This is a genomic window from Bacillus sp. N3378-2at, assembly GCF_033412715.1.
Taxonomy (GTDB): Bacteria; Bacillota; Bacilli; order Bacillales; family Bacillaceae; genus Bacillus; species Bacillus subtilis.
In genome coordinates, this window is the sequence record NZ_CP117986.1 from 3,654,201 (window position 1) to 3,674,958 (window position 20,758).

The 20,758-nt window shown below is 44.5% G+C and carries 21 protein-coding genes and 2 riboswitches; of the genes, 14 read left to right on the forward strand and 7 right to left on the reverse strand.

The annotated features are described in order from the left end of the window. Window positions 1–103: 103 nt before the first annotated feature. Window positions 104–1,030, forward strand: coding sequence for a substrate-binding domain-containing protein (locus tag PUN35_RS19575; RefSeq protein WP_033882087.1), 927 nt, complete (start codon window positions 104–106; stop codon window positions 1,028–1,030). A 27-nt stretch (window positions 1,031–1,057) separates the two neighbouring features. Here the strand turns inward: PUN35_RS19575 and PUN35_RS19580 are convergent, their stop codons facing one another. After that, window positions 1,058–2,911, reverse strand: a complete 1,854-nt coding sequence (locus PUN35_RS19580) for an LTA synthase family protein (protein ID WP_014480853.1) — start codon at window positions 2,909–2,911, stop codon at window positions 1,058–1,060. A gap of 99 nt (window positions 2,912–3,010) precedes the next feature. Further along, a complete protein-coding gene (locus PUN35_RS19585; RefSeq protein ID WP_003228444.1) occupies window positions 3,011–3,493 on the reverse strand; it encodes a metal-dependent hydrolase in 483 nt (160 codons plus the stop codon). A gap of 166 nt (window positions 3,494–3,659) precedes the next feature. Here PUN35_RS19585 and sspJ point away from each other — a divergent pair, with 166 nt between their 5' ends. Then, window positions 3,660–3,800 carry a small acid-soluble spore protein SspJ gene (gene sspJ, locus PUN35_RS19590; RefSeq protein ID WP_003221612.1) on the forward strand — a complete coding sequence of 47 codons (141 nt, stop codon included), beginning with the start codon at window positions 3,660–3,662 and terminating at the stop codon, window positions 3,798–3,800. A 116-nt stretch (window positions 3,801–3,916) separates the two neighbouring features. Continuing rightward, window positions 3,917–4,096, forward strand: a riboswitch (Lysine riboswitch). A gap of 103 nt (window positions 4,097–4,199) precedes the next feature. Further along, window positions 4,200–5,609: an amino acid permease gene (locus PUN35_RS19595; RefSeq protein ID WP_003228445.1), complete on the forward strand. Its 1,410-nt coding sequence runs from the start codon at window positions 4,200–4,202 to the stop codon at window positions 5,607–5,609. A 233-nt stretch (window positions 5,610–5,842) separates the two neighbouring features. Here PUN35_RS19595 and PUN35_RS19600 read toward each other — a convergent pair whose 3' ends face one another. After that, entirely contained in the window at window positions 5,843–6,790 is a 948-nt protein-coding gene (locus PUN35_RS19600) for an iron-hydroxamate ABC transporter substrate-binding protein (protein ID WP_014480851.1), read from the reverse strand. 205 nt (window positions 6,791–6,995) lie between these two features. Here PUN35_RS19600 and PUN35_RS19605 point away from each other — a divergent pair, with 205 nt between their 5' ends. The 6 genes from PUN35_RS19605 to PUN35_RS19630 all read left to right on the forward strand — a co-directional run bounded on the left by PUN35_RS19605 (window position 6,996) and on the right by PUN35_RS19630 (window position 13,136). Next, window positions 6,996–8,042, forward strand: coding sequence for a FecCD family ABC transporter permease (locus PUN35_RS19605; protein ID WP_041516607.1), 1,047 nt, complete (start codon window positions 6,996–6,998; stop codon window positions 8,040–8,042). Continuing rightward, the gene (locus tag PUN35_RS19610) at window positions 8,042–9,052 is read left to right on the forward strand and encodes a FecCD family ABC transporter permease (RefSeq protein WP_003244298.1); all 1,011 of its coding nucleotides are present in this window, start codon (window positions 8,042–8,044) and stop codon (window positions 9,050–9,052) included. The genes PUN35_RS19605 and PUN35_RS19610 overlap by 1 nt, the downstream gene beginning before the upstream one ends. Window positions 9,053–9,067: 15 nt before the next feature. Further along, window positions 9,068–9,877 (forward strand): ABC transporter ATP-binding protein, encoded by an 810-nt coding sequence (locus PUN35_RS19615; RefSeq protein WP_003243882.1) that lies wholly within the window; start codon window positions 9,068–9,070, stop codon window positions 9,875–9,877. 170 nt (window positions 9,878–10,047) lie between these two features. Further along, window positions 10,048–11,241: an efflux RND transporter periplasmic adaptor subunit gene (locus PUN35_RS19620; RefSeq protein ID WP_014480849.1), complete on the forward strand. Its 1,194-nt coding sequence runs from the start codon at window positions 10,048–10,050 to the stop codon at window positions 11,239–11,241. After that, window positions 11,225–11,914: an ABC transporter ATP-binding protein gene (locus tag PUN35_RS19625; protein ID WP_014480848.1), complete on the forward strand. Its 690-nt coding sequence runs from the start codon at window positions 11,225–11,227 to the stop codon at window positions 11,912–11,914. The genes PUN35_RS19620 and PUN35_RS19625 overlap by 17 nt, the downstream gene beginning before the upstream one ends. After that, window positions 11,907–13,136, forward strand: a complete 1,230-nt coding sequence (locus PUN35_RS19630) for an ABC transporter permease (RefSeq protein WP_014480847.1) — start codon at window positions 11,907–11,909, stop codon at window positions 13,134–13,136. The genes PUN35_RS19625 and PUN35_RS19630 overlap by 8 nt, the downstream gene beginning before the upstream one ends. A 32-nt stretch (window positions 13,137–13,168) precedes the next feature. Here the strand turns inward: PUN35_RS19630 and rsiO are convergent, their stop codons facing one another. From rsiO to PUN35_RS19645, 3 genes are all read right to left on the reverse strand, one after another. Beyond that, window positions 13,169–13,579, reverse strand: coding sequence for an acid stress-sensitive anti sigma factor RsiO (gene rsiO / locus PUN35_RS19635; protein WP_003243579.1), 411 nt, complete (start codon window positions 13,577–13,579; stop codon window positions 13,169–13,171). A 60-nt stretch (window positions 13,580–13,639) separates the two neighbouring features. Continuing rightward, window positions 13,640–14,797 (reverse strand): oxalate decarboxylase, encoded by a 1,158-nt coding sequence (gene oxdC, locus PUN35_RS19640; RefSeq protein WP_014480845.1) that lies wholly within the window; start codon window positions 14,795–14,797, stop codon window positions 13,640–13,642. Between the two features lie 120 nt (window positions 14,798–14,917). Next, window positions 14,918–15,070, reverse strand: a complete 153-nt coding sequence (locus PUN35_RS19645) for a YvrJ family protein (RefSeq protein WP_003244090.1) — start codon at window positions 15,068–15,070, stop codon at window positions 14,918–14,920. Between the two features lie 201 nt (window positions 15,071–15,271). On the opposite strand from PUN35_RS19645, the gene PUN35_RS19650 reads away from it, so the two are divergent. The 5 genes from PUN35_RS19650 to PUN35_RS19670 all read left to right on the forward strand — a co-directional run bounded on the left by PUN35_RS19650 (window position 15,272) and on the right by PUN35_RS19670 (window position 19,598). Beyond that, window positions 15,272–15,868, forward strand: coding sequence for a sigma-70 family RNA polymerase sigma factor (locus tag PUN35_RS19650; RefSeq protein ID WP_031600902.1), 597 nt, complete (start codon window positions 15,272–15,274; stop codon window positions 15,866–15,868). Next, a complete protein-coding gene (rsoA, locus tag PUN35_RS19655; RefSeq protein ID WP_003228484.1) occupies window positions 15,805–16,044 on the forward strand; it encodes a sigma-O factor regulator RsoA in 240 nt (79 codons plus the stop codon). The genes PUN35_RS19650 and rsoA overlap by 64 nt, the downstream gene beginning before the upstream one ends. 151 nt (window positions 16,045–16,195) lie before the next feature. Further along, window positions 16,196–16,909 carry a two-component system response regulator YvrH gene (gene yvrH / locus PUN35_RS19660; RefSeq protein WP_003243545.1) on the forward strand — a complete coding sequence of 238 codons (714 nt, stop codon included), beginning with the start codon at window positions 16,196–16,198 and terminating at the stop codon, window positions 16,907–16,909. Beyond that, complete coding sequence (gene yvrG / locus PUN35_RS19665; RefSeq protein WP_014480842.1) at window positions 16,906–18,648, forward strand: two-component system sensor histidine kinase YvrG; 1,743 nt, start codon at window positions 16,906–16,908, stop codon at window positions 18,646–18,648. Before yvrH ends, yvrG begins: the two co-directional genes overlap by 4 nt. A gap of 71 nt (window positions 18,649–18,719) precedes the next feature. Next, window positions 18,720–19,598 carry an SMP-30/gluconolactonase/LRE family protein gene (locus PUN35_RS19670; RefSeq protein WP_003228493.1) on the forward strand — a complete coding sequence of 293 codons (879 nt, stop codon included), beginning with the start codon at window positions 18,720–18,722 and terminating at the stop codon, window positions 19,596–19,598. Between the two features lie 36 nt (window positions 19,599–19,634). Here PUN35_RS19670 and PUN35_RS19675 read toward each other — a convergent pair whose 3' ends face one another. After that, window positions 19,635–20,426, reverse strand: coding sequence for an SDR family NAD(P)-dependent oxidoreductase (locus PUN35_RS19675; protein WP_014480841.1), 792 nt, complete (start codon window positions 20,424–20,426; stop codon window positions 19,635–19,637). 153 nt (window positions 20,427–20,579) lie between these two features. Next, window positions 20,580–20,719: riboswitch (cobalamin riboswitch) on the forward strand. The last annotated feature ends 39 nt before the right edge of the window (window positions 20,720–20,758 follow it).

Below are 20,758 nucleotides of genomic sequence, written 5' to 3' on the forward strand. Positions count from 1 at the left end.
CCCCTTATCATTAGATATAACTAATTATAACTGATTATGTTTGGTTTATGTGGGTTTTTTTACATTCGGCGAAAAGGTATAATAAAATAGGAGAGTGATGATGATGAATGAAACCTCTTCCTATACGATAGAAGAAGTTGCAGGTCTGCTGAAGGTATCAAAGCTGACCGTTTATGATTTGATTAAAAAAGGCGTGCTGCCTGCTTATCGTGTCGGAAGGCAGATGCGTGTGGATGAAGAAGATTTAAAGCAATATAAAACGAATATGAGAATGTCTCAGCCCATCGCTGCAACAGAAGCGCCGAAACAGGTGCAGGAGGCTGAGCCGGACGGCAGACGGAATGTCATGATCAGCGGACAGGACATTTCGATGGATCTTCTCAGCAAGCATTTGGAGAATGCCATTCAGGAGACGCCGCTCCGTAAATACAAAGGAAGCTTAAACAGCCTGATTGATATGTATCAAGGCAAGTGTGACATTGTCAGCCTCCATTTGTACGATGCTGAAACGGGCCAGTATAACGCTCCTTATGTAAAACGGATTTTGACAGGTGAACCGTTTTGTCTCATCAATGTCGTTCTCCGCAAAGCAGGACTGTATGTGAAAAAAGGGAATCCGAAAAACATTCAAGGCTGGAAAGACTTGAAAAGAGCCGATATCCGGATCATCAACAGGGAAAAGGGTTCTGGCGCAAGGGTGCTCCTTGATGAACAGCTTGGCTTGCTTGGTGTGAATCCGGCTGATGTAAAGGGATACGGCGATATCGTGACCGATCATTACGCTGCCGCTTCACAAGTTTCAAGCGGACAGGCTGACGCGGGAATCGGGGCGCAGCACGCGGCACATATGGGCAGTGTTGATTTTATCCCGCTCATCGACGAACAATATGATATCGTTGTTTTGAAAAAACATGAGCAGCTGCTGAAAGCCGTGAAGGAGATTTTGAATTCTGAGGAATACAAGGCGAATTTGTCTCATTTAAACGGCTATGAAACGAAGCTGACTGGCAAGGTGATGTTGGAAACGTAAAAAATCCCTCTTGATAGAGGGATTTTTTCATTCGGAAAACCTGAGCAGGTCACCATTTAAAATTTTATCAGAGAGAGAAAGTTCTTCGTTTGCTTTCTCCTTGTAAGGGAGGCACGCATCCTGATCTTCCAGCACTTCACCTGTTTTTTGGCTATAGCACGTGTTCTTTGTGTATATATAATCGTTCGTAATAAAGCTGCCGTTTCGCAGAACGGCGAATGGGGTGCGGTCGCCCGACAGCAAATCATTGCCGAATTGGATATCGCCTTTTGTCTCAACGCCGAGCAAATGCATCAGCGTCGGCCTGACGTCGACCTGTCCCCCGGCATCAGGGATGGTTTCCGGCTGTTGATCGGTGATTCCCGGGATATGTATGATAAACGGCACCCGCTGGAGCTGAACGTTGTCATACGGTGTGATTTCGTCTTTCCTTAAAAACTCAGCCATGGCCTCGTTATGGGCTTCAGAAATGCCGTAATGATCTCCCATAAATACGATCATCGAATTTTCGTATAAGCCTTCGTCCTTCAGTTTTTTGATAAAATGCTTCAATGCCTCATCCTCATAGCGAACCGTGGTCACATAGCGGTTTAACAGATCACTGCTTGAATCGAATTCATCTATCAGCTGATCCTTTTCATCAATCTCAAACGGAAAATGATTCGTTAACGTGATAAAACTGCTGTAGAACGGCTGCGGCAGGCTTTTCAGCTTTTCGGCGGACTGCTCTAAAAATTCTTTGTCTTTTAAACCCCAGCTTGTCGATGTCCCGGGAGTGACATGAAAATCATCAACATCAAAAAAGCGGTCAATGCCAAATGTATCGTACATGACATCTCTGTTCCAAAATGTTTTATGGTTAGCATGAAAGACGGCTGAATAATAATCGTGCTGCTTCAGCGATTTATACATCGTATAAAATTGATGGTCGCTTTTCGTGAAAAAGACGGCGCCGCTAAGGGAAGGATACAGTGAGTTAGCGACGATAAATTCTGAATCTGATGTTTTGCCTTGTTCTGTTTGCTGATAGAAATGATCAAAGGAATAGCTTTTTTTAATGAGATCATTCATAAATGGGGTAATTTCTTTTCCATTTACTTTTTCATTCAGAACAAAGCTTTGGGTCGATTCAAGTGTTACAAAGATGACATTGCGCCCCTTTGCAAGACCGAATTTGCTTTGATCAGGCTTGCTGTAATCAGCCTCTGTGTAGTTTTTAATGGCAGTTATACTGTCTTCATCGGCAAAAGCTTTCGCGCTGATATTAACAGTCTGAGAAATTGTATCGTAAATATGGAACTGAAACAGGCCGATGCTTTTGACTAGCATTTCCCGGTCAAAAGAATGTGCCAAAAGCTTCGGCTGCTGTACTTCTGCAAGTGCCAGTGTGCATAAAAGCATGCCGCAGGAAGCTGCATAGTACCGTTTGATCGTGCGGGGAGCGGCTTTTGTCTGTGGGTGTTTGGTTTTTCTGGCGAACAGCAGCAGAAAAACCAAATCCACAAACAGGGCGATAAACAGAGGATGGAACAATTCTTTTACACTGCTTCCCATATCGCTCATGTTGCTCGCCTGAAATAAAACCGGAATGGTAATAAAATCGATATAAAAGCCGTAAAAAATCGTATTAGAGATCAAGATAACAGTCAGAACCAAATTGGCAATCAGCAAAAAAGCCCGCTGCTTGTTTCCTTTCAGAAGCAGGCCGATCCCGAATAAAGGAAGAATAAAGCTGAGCGGGTTGACCAGCAGCATTAGCTCCTCCAACAGAGTATCGATTTGCAAATCAAAGCCGAGTTTATATATCACATACGTTTTGATCCACATAAATAAGATCGAAAAACATAAAAACCGCTGATTGTGAAAAAAGGTTCCTTTCATCAATATGACTCCTCACGTTTTCTTGATCATCTGCATGAAATGCTTCTTAAGTAAAACCTACTAAAAACAGCCGGTTCAGACAAGTCTCAGCACTCATGTTTAAAACATGCGCCCATGAAACAGCATATAAAAGTAGTAACATGAAGCAAGGGTCAGGCCGGCTAGCACGAGCTGCTCAGAAAAACTGCCTGTCTTCATATATAATGGAAGCCGAACGCGGATCGTTGAAGGGAATAATAATTTGATTCCGTTCACCGTCCAAGCGTCAAGAATCAAGTGGCTCGCCATTCCGATCATCAGGCCGGCTGATATGTTTTTATCTGGAATGTATGTAGAAGTGATAAAAAACATGATGAGCATAAACAGCAAGCTGTGTGTAAATGTGCGATGGCCAAAAACGGAGCTGACCACTTTCGATAAAATAGGAAATTTTCTCCCGATTTTGCTTTGTGTGTGGCAGATATCGGGTATTAATGCTCCAACCGCGCCTGACGCAGCCATAAGCACTGGATCAAATCCATAATAATAAGCCGCTGCCGTACAAGAAGCGATGCCTCCCATGATGTGTGTTTTTCCTGTCATTTGCCGCTTCTCCTTTTATCTTTTGCAAAAAATCTCTGAATTACAAATATATCAAGAGAATGTATGTTTGATCAACAGGACTTTGGACGATAAAAAATATCCCGCATAATTTTTCAGGAAAGAGGTATCTTAAACATGTACCTATTTTTTAAAAGAGGTGATACGAATGGGTTTCTTTAATAAAGATAAAGGAAAACGTTCCGAAAAAGAAAAAAACGTAATCCAAGGAGCTCTTGAAGATGCTGGTTCAGCTCTAAAAGATGATCCGCTTCAAGAAGCTGTGCAAAAAAAGAAAAATAATCGATAACCACATGCGGATAGGGCTTGGCTCTATCCGTATTTTCCATCTGTTCCCTTTGACAGATCATCCTTTCTTTGATAACCTTCTGGGAGTAACTGAATAATTAAATCCTCACTCTTTCTCAGTGAGGTAGAGGTTGCGCGGATGATGAGTCACACATGCCAGGCTGACAGGGGCTGTTAAACATGTGTAAAAGGCATCAGCGCCGAAGTGTGGAGAAAGCCGATCCTTCTCTATGCTGGGACTGTATCTGAATAAGTGCAGGACTGCCGCGTGCTTTTTCGCGGAGGGCTATCCGGAGATCAAGGGTGTGTGTTTCTTTAAGCATGGACTTTTGTTCAGGCTTTTTTTGCGTTTATATGATCTCGGGGTCTGGTCCGTACAAAGAATCATGGAGGTACTGGAATGGAACAGACAAAAAAATGGGGTTTTTGGTTATTAACGGCGTTTGTCGTTGGAAATATGGTTGGATCAGGAATTTTCTCCTTGCCGAGCTCGCTTGCTTCAATTGCGAGTCCGTTTGGAGCTACGTCCGCCTGGCTTTTGACAGGTGCCGGCGTGCTGATGATTGCACTTGTGTTCGGACATTTGTCCATTCGCAAGCCTGAACTGACAGCGGGACCGCAAAGTTATGCAAGAGCGCTGTTTTCTGACCCGAAAAAAGGCAACGCTGCCGGTTTCACAATGGTGTGGGGCTACTGGGTGGCGAGCTGGATCAGTAACGTGGCGATCATCACAAGTCTCGCCGGTTACTTGACTTCGTTCTTCCCGATCTTGGTTGATAAACGTGAGATGTTTTCGATCGGCGGGCAAGAGGTGACACTCGGCCAATTACTGACGTTTGCCGTATGTACGATCTTGTTATGGGGAACGCACGCGATTCTTGTTGCCAGCATTAACGGCGCAAGTAAACTAAACTTTGTCACAACGCTTTCTAAAGTGTTAGGTTTTGTCTTCTTTATCGTTGCCGGTTTATTTGTGTTTCAAACGGCATTATTCGGTCATTTTTATTTCCCGGTTCAAGGAGAAAACGGCACAAGCATTGGAATTGGCGGCCAGGTTCATAACGCCGCGATTTCTACACTGTGGGCGTTTGTCGGAATTGAATCCGCGGTGATCCTGTCCGGCCGTGCGCGCTCTCAGCGTGATGTGAAACGTGCGACAATTACCGGCTTGCTGATTGCCTTGAGCATATATATTATTGTGACTTTAATTACGATGGGTGTTCTGCCGCATGATAAGCTTGTCGGCTCTGAAAAACCATTTGTTGATGTACTCTATGCGATTGTTGGAAACGCGGGAAGCGTGATTATGGCGCTTTTGGCTATCCTTTGTTTATTCGGAACGATGCTCGGCTGGATTTTGCTTGGCTCTGAGGTGCCATACCAAGCCGCTAAAGCAGGAGATTTCCCGGCATTTTTTGCAAAAACGAATAAAAAGGGAAGTCCGGTCATTGCACTTATTATTACAAACGTCATGTCACAGGTCTTCATTTTCTCGGTTATTTCCCGGACAATAAGTGACGCATTTACATTTTTAACGACAGCGGCTACACTTGCATATTTAATTCCGTATCTGGTATCTGCAATCTACAGCTTGAAGGTAGTCATCAAAGGTGAAACGTATGACCAGCTGAAAGGCTCCCGTGTAAGAGACGGATTGATCGCGATACTGGCGTGTGCATACTCCGTGTTTGTTATCGTAACAGGCACAGCAGATTTAACGACATTTATCCTCGGCATCGGTTTATTCTTTGTCGGCTTAATCGTTTATCCATTTGTGAGTAAAAAGTTCCAGAAAGAAAAACAAGCATAATGAAAAGTCACCTGATTTGCTCAGGTGTCTTTTTTATAAAATCACAATTTCTCCTGTTAGGAATCCGTTCGTTAAATATGCAAAAAACGTTTTTCAGTCTCTCCAGCATAAAAAAACTGATCGTGTTGAGGATGCAGCTTAATATGAAGGCTCAAAGAAAATATCCGATATGATTCAAATTGAGCCGTTCCTTATAAATCAGCAAAAGAGCCGCGGGTAGGCGGCTCTTTTGTTTATTTAGTCAAGCTTTCCGTAATATACTCCAGTTGTCCTTCTAATGAAATCGGGTCTGTGAAATAGAAGCCAATCGGATCAATCTTGTATACATGGCCATTTTTAACGGCATTCAGGTTCTTCCAAATGGAGCTGTCAAATACGCCGCCATCATCACCGCCTGATTGCCATGGGCCCGCGAAAATGTAATCCCCGGCGAAATCAGGGAGCTTCTCTAATGAAATACTTGTATAACCTGGCCCCTGGTCAATGGCTTTTTCTTTTGTCAGCTTTGTAGCCTGCAGGCCGAGGTCTTTGTAAATGATGCTTCCGCCTCTTCCAAAGTCTTTACCAAATACGTAAATGTCTTTTCCGTTCGTTTGCATAATGGAAATGGTTTTGTCACCGACCGCTTTTTTGATTTTTGTTTTAGCGGCCGCAACTTTTTTATCCCACTCGGCCAGCCATTTTTCAGCTTTATCTTCAGTTCCCGTCATTTTTGCAAATTCTTTCAGCTGTTCGATGTTGTCGAGCTTATCGTATTTTACTGCGACAGTCGGCGCAATTTTTTCAAGCTTTTTAATATCAGCGCCCTGTGTTGTCCAGACGATAATCAGGTCAGGGTTCAAATCAATGACCTTTTCAACCGAAGTGCCGTCTCCGATGTTTTCGACGCCGTCGGTTTTTCCTTTGTAGTAAGGGTTTTTAAATACATTCTCAGGCGCACCGACAACGTTGATGCCGAGTGTTTTGAAGTAGCCGTAATAGCCGTCTGCCATGACAACCACCCGTTTAGGATGCTTCGGGATTTTTACATTTCCGTTTTCAGCCTTGTATGTAAAGGTTTCTGCGCCTTTTGAATCAGAGGCAGAACCTTTGCTTTCTGAGTTATTCCCGCAGGCTGCCAGCGCTGCAATCAATAACAGGGCAAAAAACGCGGCTCCGAGTTTCTTGTATATATGGGTCATATCTCATACCTTCTTTCTAAAAGATAGATGAAAAAGAGAATCATTATCATCTGTGATTATACCACTGCAAGTGCCGGTTGACACGATATTTTTGCAAATGCATTTTCATTTTTGTTCAAAACACTCTATTAAATCAGCTGAAAAAAGTGATATACTGAAACAGCAATTGATAATCATTATCAGTAACAGAAAGGAAGTACGGCAGTTGAGTCAACATAAAAATATACAGACTGCATCAGAAGAAATCCAATGGACGTCAAGGACATATGGCGCGGTCATCGTCCTTATTGCAGGTCTATGCCTGCTTTGCCTTGGCGCATTTTTATCCATATCCCTCGGTGCAGCGGATATTCATTTGCGCACTGTATGGGACGCCATTTTTTATTTCAAGCCGACAAAGACATCTCACCAAATTATACATGATCTTCGGCTGCCGAGAACGGCGGCTGCCGCGCTTGTAGGCGCATTGTTGGCAGTGTCGGGAGCAATCATGCAGGGGATGACGAGAAACCCTTTGGCAGAGCCTTCGATTATGGGTGTGACATCAGGCTCTGCGTTTGCGGTTTCGATTGCGTTTGCCTTTTTTCCCGGACTTTCTGCAATGGGGCTTGTGCTATGGTCCTTTGCGGGAGCGGGGCTGGGGGCATCGACGGTAATGGGCATCGGCTTGTTTTCAAGGGGCGGACTTACGCCTGTAAAGCTTGCTCTGGCGGGTACGGCAGTTACTTATTTCTTTACCGGCATTTCAACTGCCATTGCAATTCGCTTTGATGTCGCTCAGGATATCAGCTTTTGGTACGCAGGCGGGGTAGCGGGTGTGAAATGGCCGGGGGTCCAGCTTTTGTTTATTGCAGGGGCTGTCGGTTTAACGCTTGCGTTTTTCATCGCCCGGTCTGTGACAGTGTTGAGTCTCGGTGACGATCTGGCAAAAGGGCTTGGACAATATACATCAGCAGTGAAACTGGTGGGCATGCTTATTGTAGTAATTCTGACCGGAGCTGCGGTTTCCATTGCCGGCACCATTGCATTTATCGGGCTGATTATTCCGCATATTACCCGTTTTTTGGTCGGTGTGGATTATCGGTGGATCATTCCTTGCTCGGCGGTGCTCGGTGCTGTTTTGCTTGTTTTTGCTGACATAGCGGCCAGACTCGTAAATGCGCCCTTTGAGACGCCTGTCGGCGCGCTGACTTCTCTGATCGGCGTTCCCTTTTTCTTTTATTTGGCACGTCGTGAAAGGAGAGGGCTGTAATGAAAACAAAAACAAACAAACCGCTTATTGTAATGGCTGTGACCTTTTTGCTTATCGTGGTGGTCTTTTTTATCAGTCTCAATTTGGGCGTTATCAAAATTGCACCGCTTAAAACGCTTCAGGTCTTTTTCGGCCAAGGAACGGCGCGTGATGAACTTGTCTTATTTGAGTTCAGGCTGCCTCGGATCATCCTTTCTTTGCTTGTTGGAGCAGGGATCTCCGTAGCTGGAGCCATTTTGCAAAGCGTGTCTCAAAATGAACTTGCCGAGCCTGGTATTCTCGGAATTAACGCCGGCGGTTCACTTGCTGTAGTGCTTTTTATATACTTTTTTCAAGGGTCAGCTTCAGATCTCAGCTTTTTCGGAACATTTATGCTGCCATTCAGTGCTTTGGCAGGAGCAATCCTCGCTGCGTTTCTCATTTATATTCTGGCATGGAAAAAAGGCGTGACACCGATTCGGCTGATTTTAGTCGGCATAGGGGTGAATGCCGGATTCAATGCCCTGTTGCTGATTTTTCAGCTTAAGATGGACCCTCATGATTTTATGCAAGCCGCGGTTTGGATATCCGGCTCAATATGGGGGGCGAACTGGAATATGATCTGGGCGATTCTCCCTTGGATTGTGATCTTGCTTCTGTTTACTTTATATAAGGCACGCTATTTGAACATTATGCAGCTCGGAGACCAATTGGCGACCGGGCTGGGCACCGCTGTTGAAAAGGAAAGACGGATTCTTCTTCTGGCAGCGGTCACTCTTGCCGCTTCATGCGTGGCAGCTGCGGGGGGCATTGCGTTTCTCGGATTGATCGCGCCGCATGTGGCTAGAAGGCTGACCGGTCCACGTCACCAGACGCTGATACCGGTCTCCGCCTTCATCGGCTCATTCCTGTTTTTGCTTGCTGATACGCTGGCGAGAAATGTATTGGCACCATCAGAAATTCCGGTCGGACTTGTCATTTCCGTGCTAGGTGCGCCTTACTTTATTTATTTATTGATGAAAGCGAATTAGAGGAGGGGGCCGAATATGAATTCATTATCAACGGAACAGCTTGGAATCGGTTATGGCGACAGGGTGATTGTAGAGGATTTAAATATATCGATTCCTAAAGGGAAAATTACCACCTTAATTGGCCCGAACGGCTGCGGGAAATCAACGATTTTAAAAACAATGTCCAGAATTATGCGTTCACATGCAGGTGCCGTCTATTTAAACGGCAAAGCGATTCATAAAATGTCTACAAAGGACATTGCAAAAGATATGGCGATTCTTCCACAGACACCTGAAGCGCCGAGCGGCCTAACAGTGCACGAATTGGTGTCGTACGGCAGGTTTCCGCATCAATCAGGATTCGGCAGATTAAATGACGAAGACCGCCGGATTATCAAATGGGCGCTTGAAGAAACAGGCATGGCTGAATATGCTGAACGGCCGATTGAGGCATTGTCAGGCGGACAGCGTCAACGTGTGTGGATTGCCATGGCGCTTGCGCAAGGGACGGAACTGCTTCTGCTGGATGAACCTACAACGTATCTTGATCTTGCACATCAGCTTGAAATTCTGCAGCTGCTTGACAGACTCAACAAAGAGCAAGGGCGGACGATTTTAATGGTCATTCATGATCTTAACCATGCAGCTCGTTTTTCTCATTATATGATCGCGCTCAAAAAAGGCACGGTCATCAAGGAAGGAACTGCTCTGGAGGTCATGACACCGGACATTTTAAAGCAGGTATTTCAGATTGATGCCGAAATCGTGACTGATCCCCGTACAAATAAACCTGTATGCTTGACATATGACTTGATTAAAAATGAAAAAGAGCTAGTTACTGTATGAAAAAATCCCGGTTTGAAGCCGGGATTTTTTTTATTCGGCTTTGAAAATACAATTTTTCTATTTGATTCCGTCATTTCAATAAAAGGATTGCAAGTCTTTTTGAATTAATAGATAATATTGGTTAGAATGTTTCGAAAATATTACATAGTTTACAGAAAGAGGAGATCGTTGTGTCCAAGAAGAAAAAATGGCTTATTGGCGGTGCGATATGTGCCGGTGTGCTTGTATTGGCTGGGATCGGCGCTGGCGGTTTTTACTTTTTTACCCACATGAACCAAGTTGCCGTATCATCGGAGCCCTATGCTGAATCGGTCGCGGTATACATGGGAGGAGATTCAGAATCAGGCCAAACGTTTTCTGGAAAGGTTGAACCTGAGAAACAGCAGAAAGTATACATAGATTCAGAAAAAGGCAGCATTAAAAAAACATACGTCAAAGAAGGCGATCAGGTTAAAAAGGGCGATAAGCTTTTTGAGTATGAGGGCGAGGATCATTCTGATGAAGTGGAGCAAGCCAATTTGCAAATTGAAATGACAAATCTGCAAATCAACCGTTTGCAAAAATCAATAACGGAAACGGAAAAGAAGCTGAAAGTTGCAGGGAAAGAAGAGAAAACCCAGCTTCAAGATGAACTTGATCAGGCCAATTTCGATTTGAAAACAAGCCAGCTCGAACTGAAGCAGCATCAAAAAGAACTGGCTGGCCTGACGAAAAACAAAGGTTCCAATGTCATTACAAGCAAGCATGACGGAATCGTTCAAAGCGTCAATCAGGATATCGCTGACGGTGCAACAGGCGACCAGGCAACAGGCCCGTATATCCAGATTGTTTCGACAGGCAAATATCTGGTCAAAAGCCAAATCAATGAGCTGTTAATGGACACGATCAAAAAAGGCAGCAAAGTCAGGGTCACGCTGAAAACAGGCGGTGAGGGCGAGTGGAAAGGAAAGGTCACCTCGATCGGCAAGCTTCCAGCGGGAGCAGGCGAGGGTGAAGAATCAGAAAGCTTTGCTGATGAAGAAATGAACCCCCAGTCCTCTAACTATCCTTTCACCATTTTATTAGACAGCCATAAAGGTCTTGAAGTCGGCTATCATGTCAATATCGAAGTGATGAGTGATAATGCTGATGCGGATACGATCAAGCTGCCGTCCGACATGGTCATTCAGGATGACGGCGAACCGTATGTGTGGAAAGCTGATGAGAATCAGAAAGCGGTTAAGCAGCCTGTTGAAATCGGAGAGACTGATGAAAATGACATGGTGGAAATTAAGAGCGGCCTGACGCCGGAAGATTATGTGATCTATCCTGATCCCGCGGTCAAGGAAGGAAAGCAGGTTACAGTCAATGCTGACACTGAATAATATTTCGAAGTCGTACAAGCTGGGAAAAGAAGAAGTTCCAATCTTGAAACATATCAATCTGACTGTTCAGGCGGGGGAGTTTTTAGCTATTATGGGGCCTTCCGGTTCTGGAAAGTCAACGCTAATGAATATTATCGGCTGTTTGGACAGGCCAACCTCAGGAACCTATACGCTTGACCAGATCGATATATTGAAAGGGAAAGACGGGGCTTTAGCCGAAATTCGCAATGAATCAATCGGGTTTGTGTTTCAAACTTTCCATTTGCTGCCGCGTCTCACCGCGCTGCAAAATGTCGAGCTGCCGATGATCTACAATAAAGTGAAGAAAAAAGAGAGAAGGCAACGGGCATATGAAGCGCTGGAAAAGGTCGGATTAAAAGACAGGGTCTCCTACAAACCGCCTAAGCTGTCCGGCGGCCAAAAGCAGCGGGTGGCGATAGCGAGGGCCCTTGTCAATCAGCCGAGGTTTATTTTAGCTGATGAACCGACCGGGGCGCTTGATACCAAATCAAGTGAACAAATTTTGTCACTGTTTTCCGAACTGCATCGGGAAGGCAAGACCATTATTATGATAACCCACGACCCGGACGTCGCCAAAAAAGCTGACAGAACCGTTTTTATCAGAGACGGAGAGCTGGTATTAGATGAGAGAGGGGATATCAGCCATGCTTGAACATATTCGAATCTCCTTTCAATCCATTTTTTCTCATAAATTAAGATCGATTCTGACAATGCTCGGCGTGATTATCGGCATAGCGGCAATCATCGCGATTGTTTCAATGCTGAAGGGCCAAAGTGAGCAATTAAAGCAAAGTATGATCGGCATGGGAAACAACGCGATCAACGTTGTCTACCAGCCGTCTGGCGGAGAAGAGGAGAGCGGCGGCCCTCAGGTGTCGTATGCGTCCGCGCCGCCTGTAGCGGAAGAAACAGTAAAGGCGATCAAATCAGATCCGATGGTCAAAGGATTATCCTTATATTACTTGTCAGAAGGCGCGAGCGTTTTTCATTTAACAAACGTTTCGTATCCCCAAGTGTATGGAGTGGACGATGATTACTTCGACATGTTTCCAATCCGAATAACCGAAGGGAGAAAGCTGACGGAAAACGATTTAAACAGCACACACCAAGTAGTGATGATCAATGAAGCTGTCAGAGATGAACTGTTTCCAGACGGAGAAGCTCTGCATAAAAACATTGAGATGAATGGTGTGCCGTTTAAGGTCGTCGGTGTTTTTAAAGAAAAAAATCAACAGGAAAGCATGTTTGAAGGCGACTACGCGAACCCGGTTTTGTACGTGCCGAAAAAAGTGTGGCCGCTTATTGAAGGATTTGACGCGCCAACGCAGATTGCCGTGCAGGCTGATTCTTCTGAGCATATCCAAGAAGCGGGTGTAATGGCTGCAGATCTTTTAAATCAGGGACTGTCAGAAGCTGAGCTGGAAAAAGCAGAGTACAGTGTAATGGATCTTCAGGAGATCGCGCAGGAAGTGGAGTCCTTTAATCAGTCATTTGCATTGCTGCTTGGCGGTATCGCCAGTATTTCACTTTTGGTGGGCGGTATCGGCGTCATGAACATTATGCTCGTTTCCGTAACGGAGCGCACGAGGGAAATCGGAATTAAGAAAGCGCTCGGTGCTAAGCGGCGTGTGATTTTATTTCAATTTTTAACCGAGGCTGTCGTGCTGACAAGCATTGGCGGAATACTCGGTGTGCTGGCGGGCTTCGGCATCGCCAAGCTGCTGACGGTCATTTTTCCGATGCCTTTTATCGTCTCCATTCCAGCTGTTGTCGGAGCACTCATCTTTTCAATGGCAGTCGGCATTATCTTCGGCTTGCTTCCGTCTATCAAGGCTTCGAAGCTTCAGCCTGTAGACGCGCTTCGCTATGAATAAAAAGAACGCATCCAATTGGAATGCGTTCTTTTTTAGCTGGGAAGAGCCGAGTTGCATTTGTCTAAAATCAAAAAAACGGCTGCGACAATCATTTCTTCTGTGGTGGACAGCCAGATGTCGCTGATCAATTGGTCTGTTGTATGAGCAGTCATCCACAAAAACAGCAGCTGTACGATGCCGGCAAGGAGAATGAATAGACGTTTTCCTGTCTTGAAAAATGTAAAACTATGTATCATCAGCCTTTCAAATGGTTCAAAGCATAATCCGAGAACAAGAAATACCACGGCAAAAAGCAGGACATGAGCTGCTGAGCGGTAGCTCGTTCCCGCTAAAGAAAACAATATATAGATGACAGCAAAATAGGTCAACACCACTGCTGCTGCGGCTAGCAAGTACTTTATGGAGAGCCGCAATAAGCGTTTTGAAGGGTTTTGATGTTTCACTGGTTCAGCTCCTTATGAAGGCTTGCAGAGAACGAGTGCTCTCTGCAAGCCGCAAGTCTTTTATTTACTGCATTTCTTTTTCACTACTGGGTGCTTTTCTTTTGAAAGCACATCAGTAAAGTCTTTGCCCAAGTCAAGGTGTGCTTGAACAAATGTTTCAGGAAGCATGGCAAGCCATTGGTTTAAAGATACATCAGCATAATGGTCGTCTTTGAAGATTTCTAAAAAGACAAGCGGTTCATCCCCGATGTTTTCAACGTAATGACCCATTGCAAATGGTACATATCCGACATCACCGGCTTGGTAATTAAACGTTCTGGCATGGCCGTCAGATGCAAAAACGGTCATTCTAGCTTTACCGGAGATGTAGTATTGCCATTCGTGGGTATTCGGATGCCAGTGCAGTTCTCTCATGGCGCCGGGTTCTACTGTTACGAGCGCTGATGCGATGGTTTTAGACACTTTGAAGTTTGTCGAATCTGCAATGTATACATTTCCTCCCTCAGATTCGATCGGCTCTTGTTCAAGAAGTCGGTAAGTAAATGGATAAGGCACTTCGCCATTTGGCCCTTCCACAATATCATCTTTTAAACTGCCAGGAAGTTGGTTTTCAAATATATATTTTTCTTTGCCAGGTAAATTGGCAATCTCTTCTTTTGTCACGCCAAAGTTCGCAGCAATGACTTCTTTTGGAGTGTGGGCCAGCCAATCTGTCAGCTGGAACGTGCTGTTTTCAGAGAATGATCCATCGTCAAATACGAGCAGGAACTCAGCTCCCTCCTCCAGCGCTTGGATGGAGTGCGGCAGGCCTGACGGGAAGTACCAAAGGTCTCCTTCACCTACATCGTCAATAAAGCTGCGCCCTTTTTCATCTACAATTGTGACTCTTGCACTTCCGTAAATCATATAAGCCCATTCAGCTTCTTTATGCCAGTGAAGCTCGCGAATCGCACCTGGCTTCAGCCGCATATTTACGGATGCAAGGTTTTCTGAAATCGGCAATTCACGTACTGTCACTTCACGGGCATATCCGCCTTTTTCTAATCGGTTATGAGTATCAGAGAACGAAAACTTCATATTGCTGACGGTGCCATGATCGGTTTCAGGCGGAACGAGCATATCAGGGTTTTGCCGGTCTCTTTCAATATTGCGCGGGATTTTTACCGTTGCTCCTTTGTCTCCTCTAATTGGCTGCGGAATGTCATTTTGTTTTTTCATGAAATGTTTCCTCCTTACATTTAAATGTGATAGCAGAAAGAGAAGGTGAAAGGCCTTTCGTTTTCCCTTCTGTTTTGTTAAGTGAAAAAAACCAGTGAAAAGTCAACTTCGATTGAAAAATTATTTTTTTGCATGATCTTTCAGTTCTGTCATTAGTTCTATTAGTTGATCAAACTTCTTTTCGAATCGGGTCAGCAGATACATTGCAATCAGCGCGGGAAACCCCAAATTGCCGATCTGTTTTACGACTTCCTCTATAAAAACCTGATCCATAGGAAAATACCTCCCTTCTTTTTCTGCAGTCATGTATGTAAGTGAAGGAAAACCGATAAAACGTAAACTGCTGCAAAGTATTTTGCAAAACACTAGTCGGAAAGTAGTAGTTTACTTTTTTTTGCTTTCCTTCATTTAATTTAGTAGGGAGGCGGTTTGATGGACTATCAAAGTCTTTTACGGTCAAAATGTAAGGAGATAATGAAGCATCCCATCGTGAAGCATTTTTTGAGCAATCCTCAGCATTACCGTTTGTTCAAAAACGTAATGGAAAGCCCTAACGAAAAAGATGCAAAATCATTGGACGAGCTATTTAAGCAGTTTTATAAAGAAATCCGCATCGTCAAGTATATGAATTCAATGATTCGCATCTTTTCTATTGATTTTGATAAGCGGGTTCGCAAAAACCAAAAACGGTATCCGCTGACGGTTGATCATCCGGAGGCGGGAGATCGGCTTCCTTCCGAAACAGGTAGCGATGCATTTGAAGAATTTTTAGACAGGCAGGATGATTTGAGCCAGCATGTACAGGATTACCAGCTCTACCAAGCGATCCAGAAGCTGACTGACAAACAAAAAAGTGTGCTGACGAAAGTCTATCTTCACGGTGCCACGATGCAGGAGATTGCAGATTCATTAGGGGAGTCCCGACAAAACATTTCCAACATTCATAAAAAGGGGCTGGAGAATATCAGAAAGCAGCTAGCGGCGCAAAAAAGGGGGAAAAGTAAGCTGTGGACGGCCAGTTTGAACAAAAAAAGAAACAAAAAGACGAGACTTATGACATTGAGCATCTGATTGCATGCTTTTCACCGATGATCAGAAAAAAACTCAGCAATACGTCCTATCAAGAAAGAGAAGATTTAGAGCAAGAGCTGAAGATCAAAATGTTTGAAAAGGCTGATATGCTTTTGTGTCAGGATGTCCCGGGATTTTGGGAGTTTATTTTGTACATGGTAGATGAGAACTCATAATATTTTCATATGAAAAAACATCAAAAGGGAGCGCTTGTTTGCTCCTTTTTTGCTGTTTTGATTTGCCAAGCTCCAATGTATTCAAAAATGTACCATAAATAAACGATATAATGATAAGATGAAAAAAACAGTGACAGAAAGGAACATAAAAGTGGAAAATGCGTCAATTTTAATCGTAGACGATGAGAAAGCGATTGTGGACATGATCAAACGCGTTCTCGAAAAAGAAGGTTATCGAAATATACTGGATGCAGCAAGCGCAGAAGAAGCGATTCCCGTTGTGAAGGCCAATAAGGTTGACTTGATTGTGCTGGATGTCATGATGGGCGGAATGTCCGGTTTTGAAGCCTGCACACTTATCAGAGAGTATTCAGACGCTCCGATTTTTTTCCTGACGGCAAGATCATCCGACGCGGACAAATTATCGGGCTTTGCGGTTGGAGCTGATGACTATATCACAAAACCATTTAATCCGCTGGAATTAGCGGCGCGGATCAGAGCGCATCTCAAGCGTACATATCAATCGAAAGAAACGAGTTCAAATCAAACCTACACATATGATTACTTTACTTTTTCTCCGCAAAATGCCGAGTTGATCGTAGGCGGGGAAGCCGTTGCCTGTTCAGCCCAGCTTCTGCAGCTTTTGCAGTATTTTTGTGAACACCCTAACGTGGTGCTTTCCAAAGATCAAATATATGAAAAAGTATGGGGCTATCCTTCCTACGGTGACAACAACACCGTCATGGTTCATATTCGCAAGCTTAGGGAGAAGATTGAGCGCGATCCGAGCAATCCGGAGTATATTGTAACCGTTCGAGGTCTCGGCTATCGTTTTATCCCAAATCCTGAAGGCAAGCGGTCATGAGGTTAAGATGGAAGTTTTTGTTTCACTTTTTCGGCCAGATGCTGATTGTGATCCTGCTGCTTACGGTTATGCTTGTTGCGTCGTTTTTCTATTTAGACGCCCGTTTTAGCGATGCGGAATCCAATTCAGGGCTGACGAAAGCAACGACCGACACACTTGAGGCATATCTCGATGTAAACGAAGACGGGACATGGGAAGTGGATAATTTCCTGAAGAAATCTGTTGATAAACAGCACGGCTGGATGCAAATCATTGATTCGGAAGGAAACACTGATTATTCCTACGGCGTGCCAAAAGACGTGCCGGGCACCTATACCAAGAAAGAGCTTTTGTCTATTTATAAAACCAAAAAGCTTCATAACTATAAACTGAATTATTGGGCCATCAATATTGAAGATAAGTCGTATCTTCTATTGTCCGGCTGGAAATCAAAAAGTGAACAGCTCCTGACTTCCGTTGAAAAGCGTGAACAAAAGATAGACTCACTAGCGCACTATAAGTCTAGTACCATCGACTATATTAAACGGAAAAAAGGCGCCATTTACCTGTTAGACAGCAATGGAAAGATTCTCGACAGCATCAATAGCACAAAAAGCGAAAGAAAAACGATGAACCAGCTGGAGCTGCTTAAATACAGCTCTAAGCCTTGGAACTATAAGCGGGAAATTTCCGTTAAGATCCTCAATAAAGACAGATGGATGGTCGCTACGGTGCCAAACCCAGTCTATGTAACCGATCAGGAGTTTAACAAATCATTCCTGAAGGTTGTATTAAAAGCGATGTTTCTCGTGATGGCCGTTTTGTTCATGTATATCATTTGGATGACCGTTTGGTATATGTTCCGATTCGGGCTGCCGATTTTTCACACGATTAGATGGCTGGTCAATCTGTCAAAAGGGAAGCTTGAGGAACCCAGAAACCGGGACGGCCGTCCTGTCAGCAAAAATAAAAAGGGAAAAATCAAACAGCCGTACCGCTTCTTCGGTGAGATATTTGAATCAATGGATCAGCTGACTGAAACGCTGAGAAGGGATAAAAGAAACAGAGAAAAAATCCAGGCGACAAGGGAAGAATGGATTGCCGGTTTGTCACATGACTTAAAAACACCGCTCAGCAGCATTTACGGCTACAGCATGATGCTCGAGTCGAAGCAGTATGACTGGTCGCCGGAAGAAGTGAAAGAAATGGGGCAGGTTGTCAGAGAAAAATCTGAATACATGTCTAAGCTGATTGAAGACTTAAATTTAACGTATCGGCTGAAAAATGATGCTCTTCCTATTGAGAGAAATCTCACTAGCCTTATCCCGTTTTTTAAAAATGTCATTGAGGATTTTAAGAAAAATCCGTTTTCTGAAGGCTATGATATCTCGTTTGTATCCAAAGAAGAGCATATTGAATTTGCCCTTGATGAAGCGTGGTTCAGGCGCATATTAGAAAACCTCCTTGGGAATGCCGTGAAGCACAACGGCAAAGGAACAGAGATTCAAGTCATTCTGGAGCAAACAAAAAATCATATATCTTTAAAGGTGAAGGACAATGGGAAAGGAATGGATGAAGAAACGATCACCCATTTGTTTAACCGTTACTACAGAGGGACGAACACAAAAGATTCAACTGCCGGAACGGGTCTCGGGCTCGCGATTGCCAAGGAGCTTGTCCATCTGCATAACGGAACGATACATGTGAACAGCAGAATGAACATTGGAACGGTCATTACCATCCTTTTTAAAAAACAATAAACATCAAGTGGTTTGGACACCTCTTTGCCGGGAATAACAATATATAGACTGAAGCTAAAGAGGTGTAACACATGGATGCAGTATTGGAAGCAGACACTCGGGCAGTGATTGGAGAAGGCCCGTTATGGGATGAAGAAAACGGCCGCTTATATTGGGTTGATATCCTGGGGAGCGAGCTCCATATCTTTGACCCTGAAGAAAAAATCAACCGATCAATCAAATTCAAATCCTTTGTGACGGCGCTTGCGAAATATTCAAAGGATGAACTGATTATGACGATGAAGGACGGGTTTTACCTGTATCATCTTCGGGATGACAGCTTGGAAAAAATTAAACAGCCGAAGGACATGCATGAGAGCCTGAGATTTAATGATGCTAAATGTGACCCGTACGGAAGGCTTTGGGCGGGGACGACGAGCATGGAAGGCGAGCAAAAACAGGCGTCGCTGTACCGTTTGAATCTAGACGGCAGTCTTGTCAAAATCAAGGATCAAGTCTCCACCTCAAACGGTTTGGATTGGGACCGCGAGCGGAATTTGATGTATTACATCGACACGCCGACCCAGGAGATTGTACGTTACAGCTATGATCCTCAAAGCGGGGATGTTTCGAATCCAGAACCTGTCTATCGTTTTGATCAGTCAGACGGATTGCCGGACGGCATGACAATTGACCAAAATGGCATGCTGTGGGTGGCGCTGTTTGGCGGCAGCCGCGTTGTTCACATTGACCCGTTTCAGAAAAAAGAAATCAATTCAATCAGCGTGCCGGCTAAATATGTCACGTGCTGCGCGTTCGGCGGCAGAGACTTAAAAACCCTTTACATTACAACGGCAACAGAACAAATGACAGAAAAAGAGAGATACGAGCAGCCTCACGCTGGAGGGTTGTTTTCAGCACAACTGGAAACAGGCGGATATCAGCCGGTACCATTTGCTGGAGACGTATAAAAAAACGCATCCGAAACACGGATGCGTTTTTTTATACTACAGAGAACGGATAATGCCGCCTTCCACACGCTGTGCCGTGCCGTTAATGGCGGATGCGGCGTCAGACGCGAGGAATACGATTGTGTTGGCGACTTCTTCTGCTGTCGCGTATCGCTGAATAAGTGAGGTTGGCTCATTGACCTTGAAATAGTCTTTGATAAATGTATCTGTATCCTGGCCGGCTGCTTTTGCGGCGCCTTCCATATAGGATGCCACGCCCTCTGTCCAAGTAGGTCCCGGGAGCACTGAGTTAACCGTCACATTTGTGCCTTTTGTCATTTCAGCCATTCCTCTTGAAAGGCTGATCAGCGCCGTTTTTGTCATTGAGTATGGAATCATCGTTGGCAGCGGTTTGACGCCTGCTTCACTTGCAATATTTAAAATGCGGCCGCTGTTTTTGGCAAGCATTTTTGGAAGGAAGTGACGGCTTGTCCGAACGGCGCTCATCACGTTCACTTCGAAATATTGATTCCACTCTTCATCTGTCACATCGGCAAAGTCTTTTACCTCGAAGAAACCAAGGTTGTTGACAAGGATATCAATATCACCGATTTCATTTACTTTTTCAATAAAAGCCGCTGCTTCATCTGTTTTTGACAAATCGGCAGCAGCACCGTGCACCGTTCCATATCCAGAAAGCTCTTCAATCGTGCGATTAACAGTCTCCTGTTTGCGTCCGTTGACAATGACTGCCGCACCCTCTTGCAGAAAGCTTTTTGCGGCGGCTTTCCCGATACCGGACGTCGAGCCGGTGATTAAGACGAGTTTGTCTTTTAGCTGTAAATCCATAAGAATCATTCCTTTTGATTGATGATGGTATTAAGTATACAAGATCAAATTTAGTGTTTACGAGGATTTTGCTCCCATACACAATACGGGGAAAAGTCATTCGGGACACATATACAAGCCTGTCAGTCATATAGTATAATTACTCCGAAAAAAGGATACGAATGTCAAATAGGTGCCGGTCCGTGAACAACAGCCGGCTTAAAAGGGAAACCGGTAAAAGCCGGTGCGGTCCCGCCACTGTAATTGGCCAAGCGCCAAGAGCCAGGATACCTGCCTGTTTGATCAGCACGAATTCTGCGAGGACAGATGATGTGTAAACAATAGGCTTTTTT

Bases quoted from the DNA above. Each gene is read 5' to 3' on its own strand.
- PUN35_RS19575 (WP_033882087.1), top strand. From the start codon at position 104: ATGAATGAAACCTCTTCCTATACGATAGAAGAAGTTGCAGGTCTGCTG.
- PUN35_RS19580 (WP_014480853.1), bottom strand. From the start codon at position 2,911: ATGAAAGGAACCTTTTTTCACAATCAGCGGTTTTTATGTTTTTCGATC.
- PUN35_RS19585 (WP_003228444.1), bottom strand. From the start codon at position 3,493: ATGACAGGAAAAACACACATCATGGGAGGCATCGCTTCTTGTACGGCA.
- sspJ (WP_003221612.1), top strand. From the start codon at position 3,660: ATGGGTTTCTTTAATAAAGATAAAGGAAAACGTTCCGAAAAAGAAAAA.
- PUN35_RS19595 (WP_003228445.1), top strand. From the start codon at position 4,200: ATGGAACAGACAAAAAAATGGGGTTTTTGGTTATTAACGGCGTTTGTC.
- PUN35_RS19600 (WP_014480851.1), bottom strand. From the start codon at position 6,790: ATGACCCATATATACAAGAAACTCGGAGCCGCGTTTTTTGCCCTGTTA.
- PUN35_RS19610 (WP_003244298.1), top strand. From the start codon at position 8,042: ATGAAAACAAAAACAAACAAACCGCTTATTGTAATGGCTGTGACCTTT.
- PUN35_RS19615 (WP_003243882.1), top strand. From the start codon at position 9,068: ATGAATTCATTATCAACGGAACAGCTTGGAATCGGTTATGGCGACAGG.
- PUN35_RS19625 (WP_014480848.1), top strand. From the start codon at position 11,225: ATGCTGACACTGAATAATATTTCGAAGTCGTACAAGCTGGGAAAAGAA.
- PUN35_RS19630 (WP_014480847.1), top strand. From the start codon at position 11,907: ATGCTTGAACATATTCGAATCTCCTTTCAATCCATTTTTTCTCATAAA.
- oxdC (WP_014480845.1), bottom strand. From the start codon at position 14,797: ATGAAAAAACAAAATGACATTCCGCAGCCAATTAGAGGAGACAAAGGA.
- PUN35_RS19645 (WP_003244090.1), bottom strand. From the start codon at position 15,070: ATGGATCAGGTTTTTATAGAGGAAGTCGTAAAACAGATCGGCAATTTG.
- PUN35_RS19650 (WP_031600902.1), top strand. From the start codon at position 15,272: ATGAAGCATCCCATCGTGAAGCATTTTTTGAGCAATCCTCAGCATTAC.
- yvrG (WP_014480842.1), top strand. From the start codon at position 16,906: ATGAGGTTAAGATGGAAGTTTTTGTTTCACTTTTTCGGCCAGATGCTG.
- PUN35_RS19670 (WP_003228493.1), top strand. From the start codon at position 18,720: ATGGATGCAGTATTGGAAGCAGACACTCGGGCAGTGATTGGAGAAGGC.
- PUN35_RS19675 (WP_014480841.1), bottom strand. From the start codon at position 20,426: ATGGATTTACAGCTAAAAGACAAACTCGTCTTAATCACCGGCTCGACG.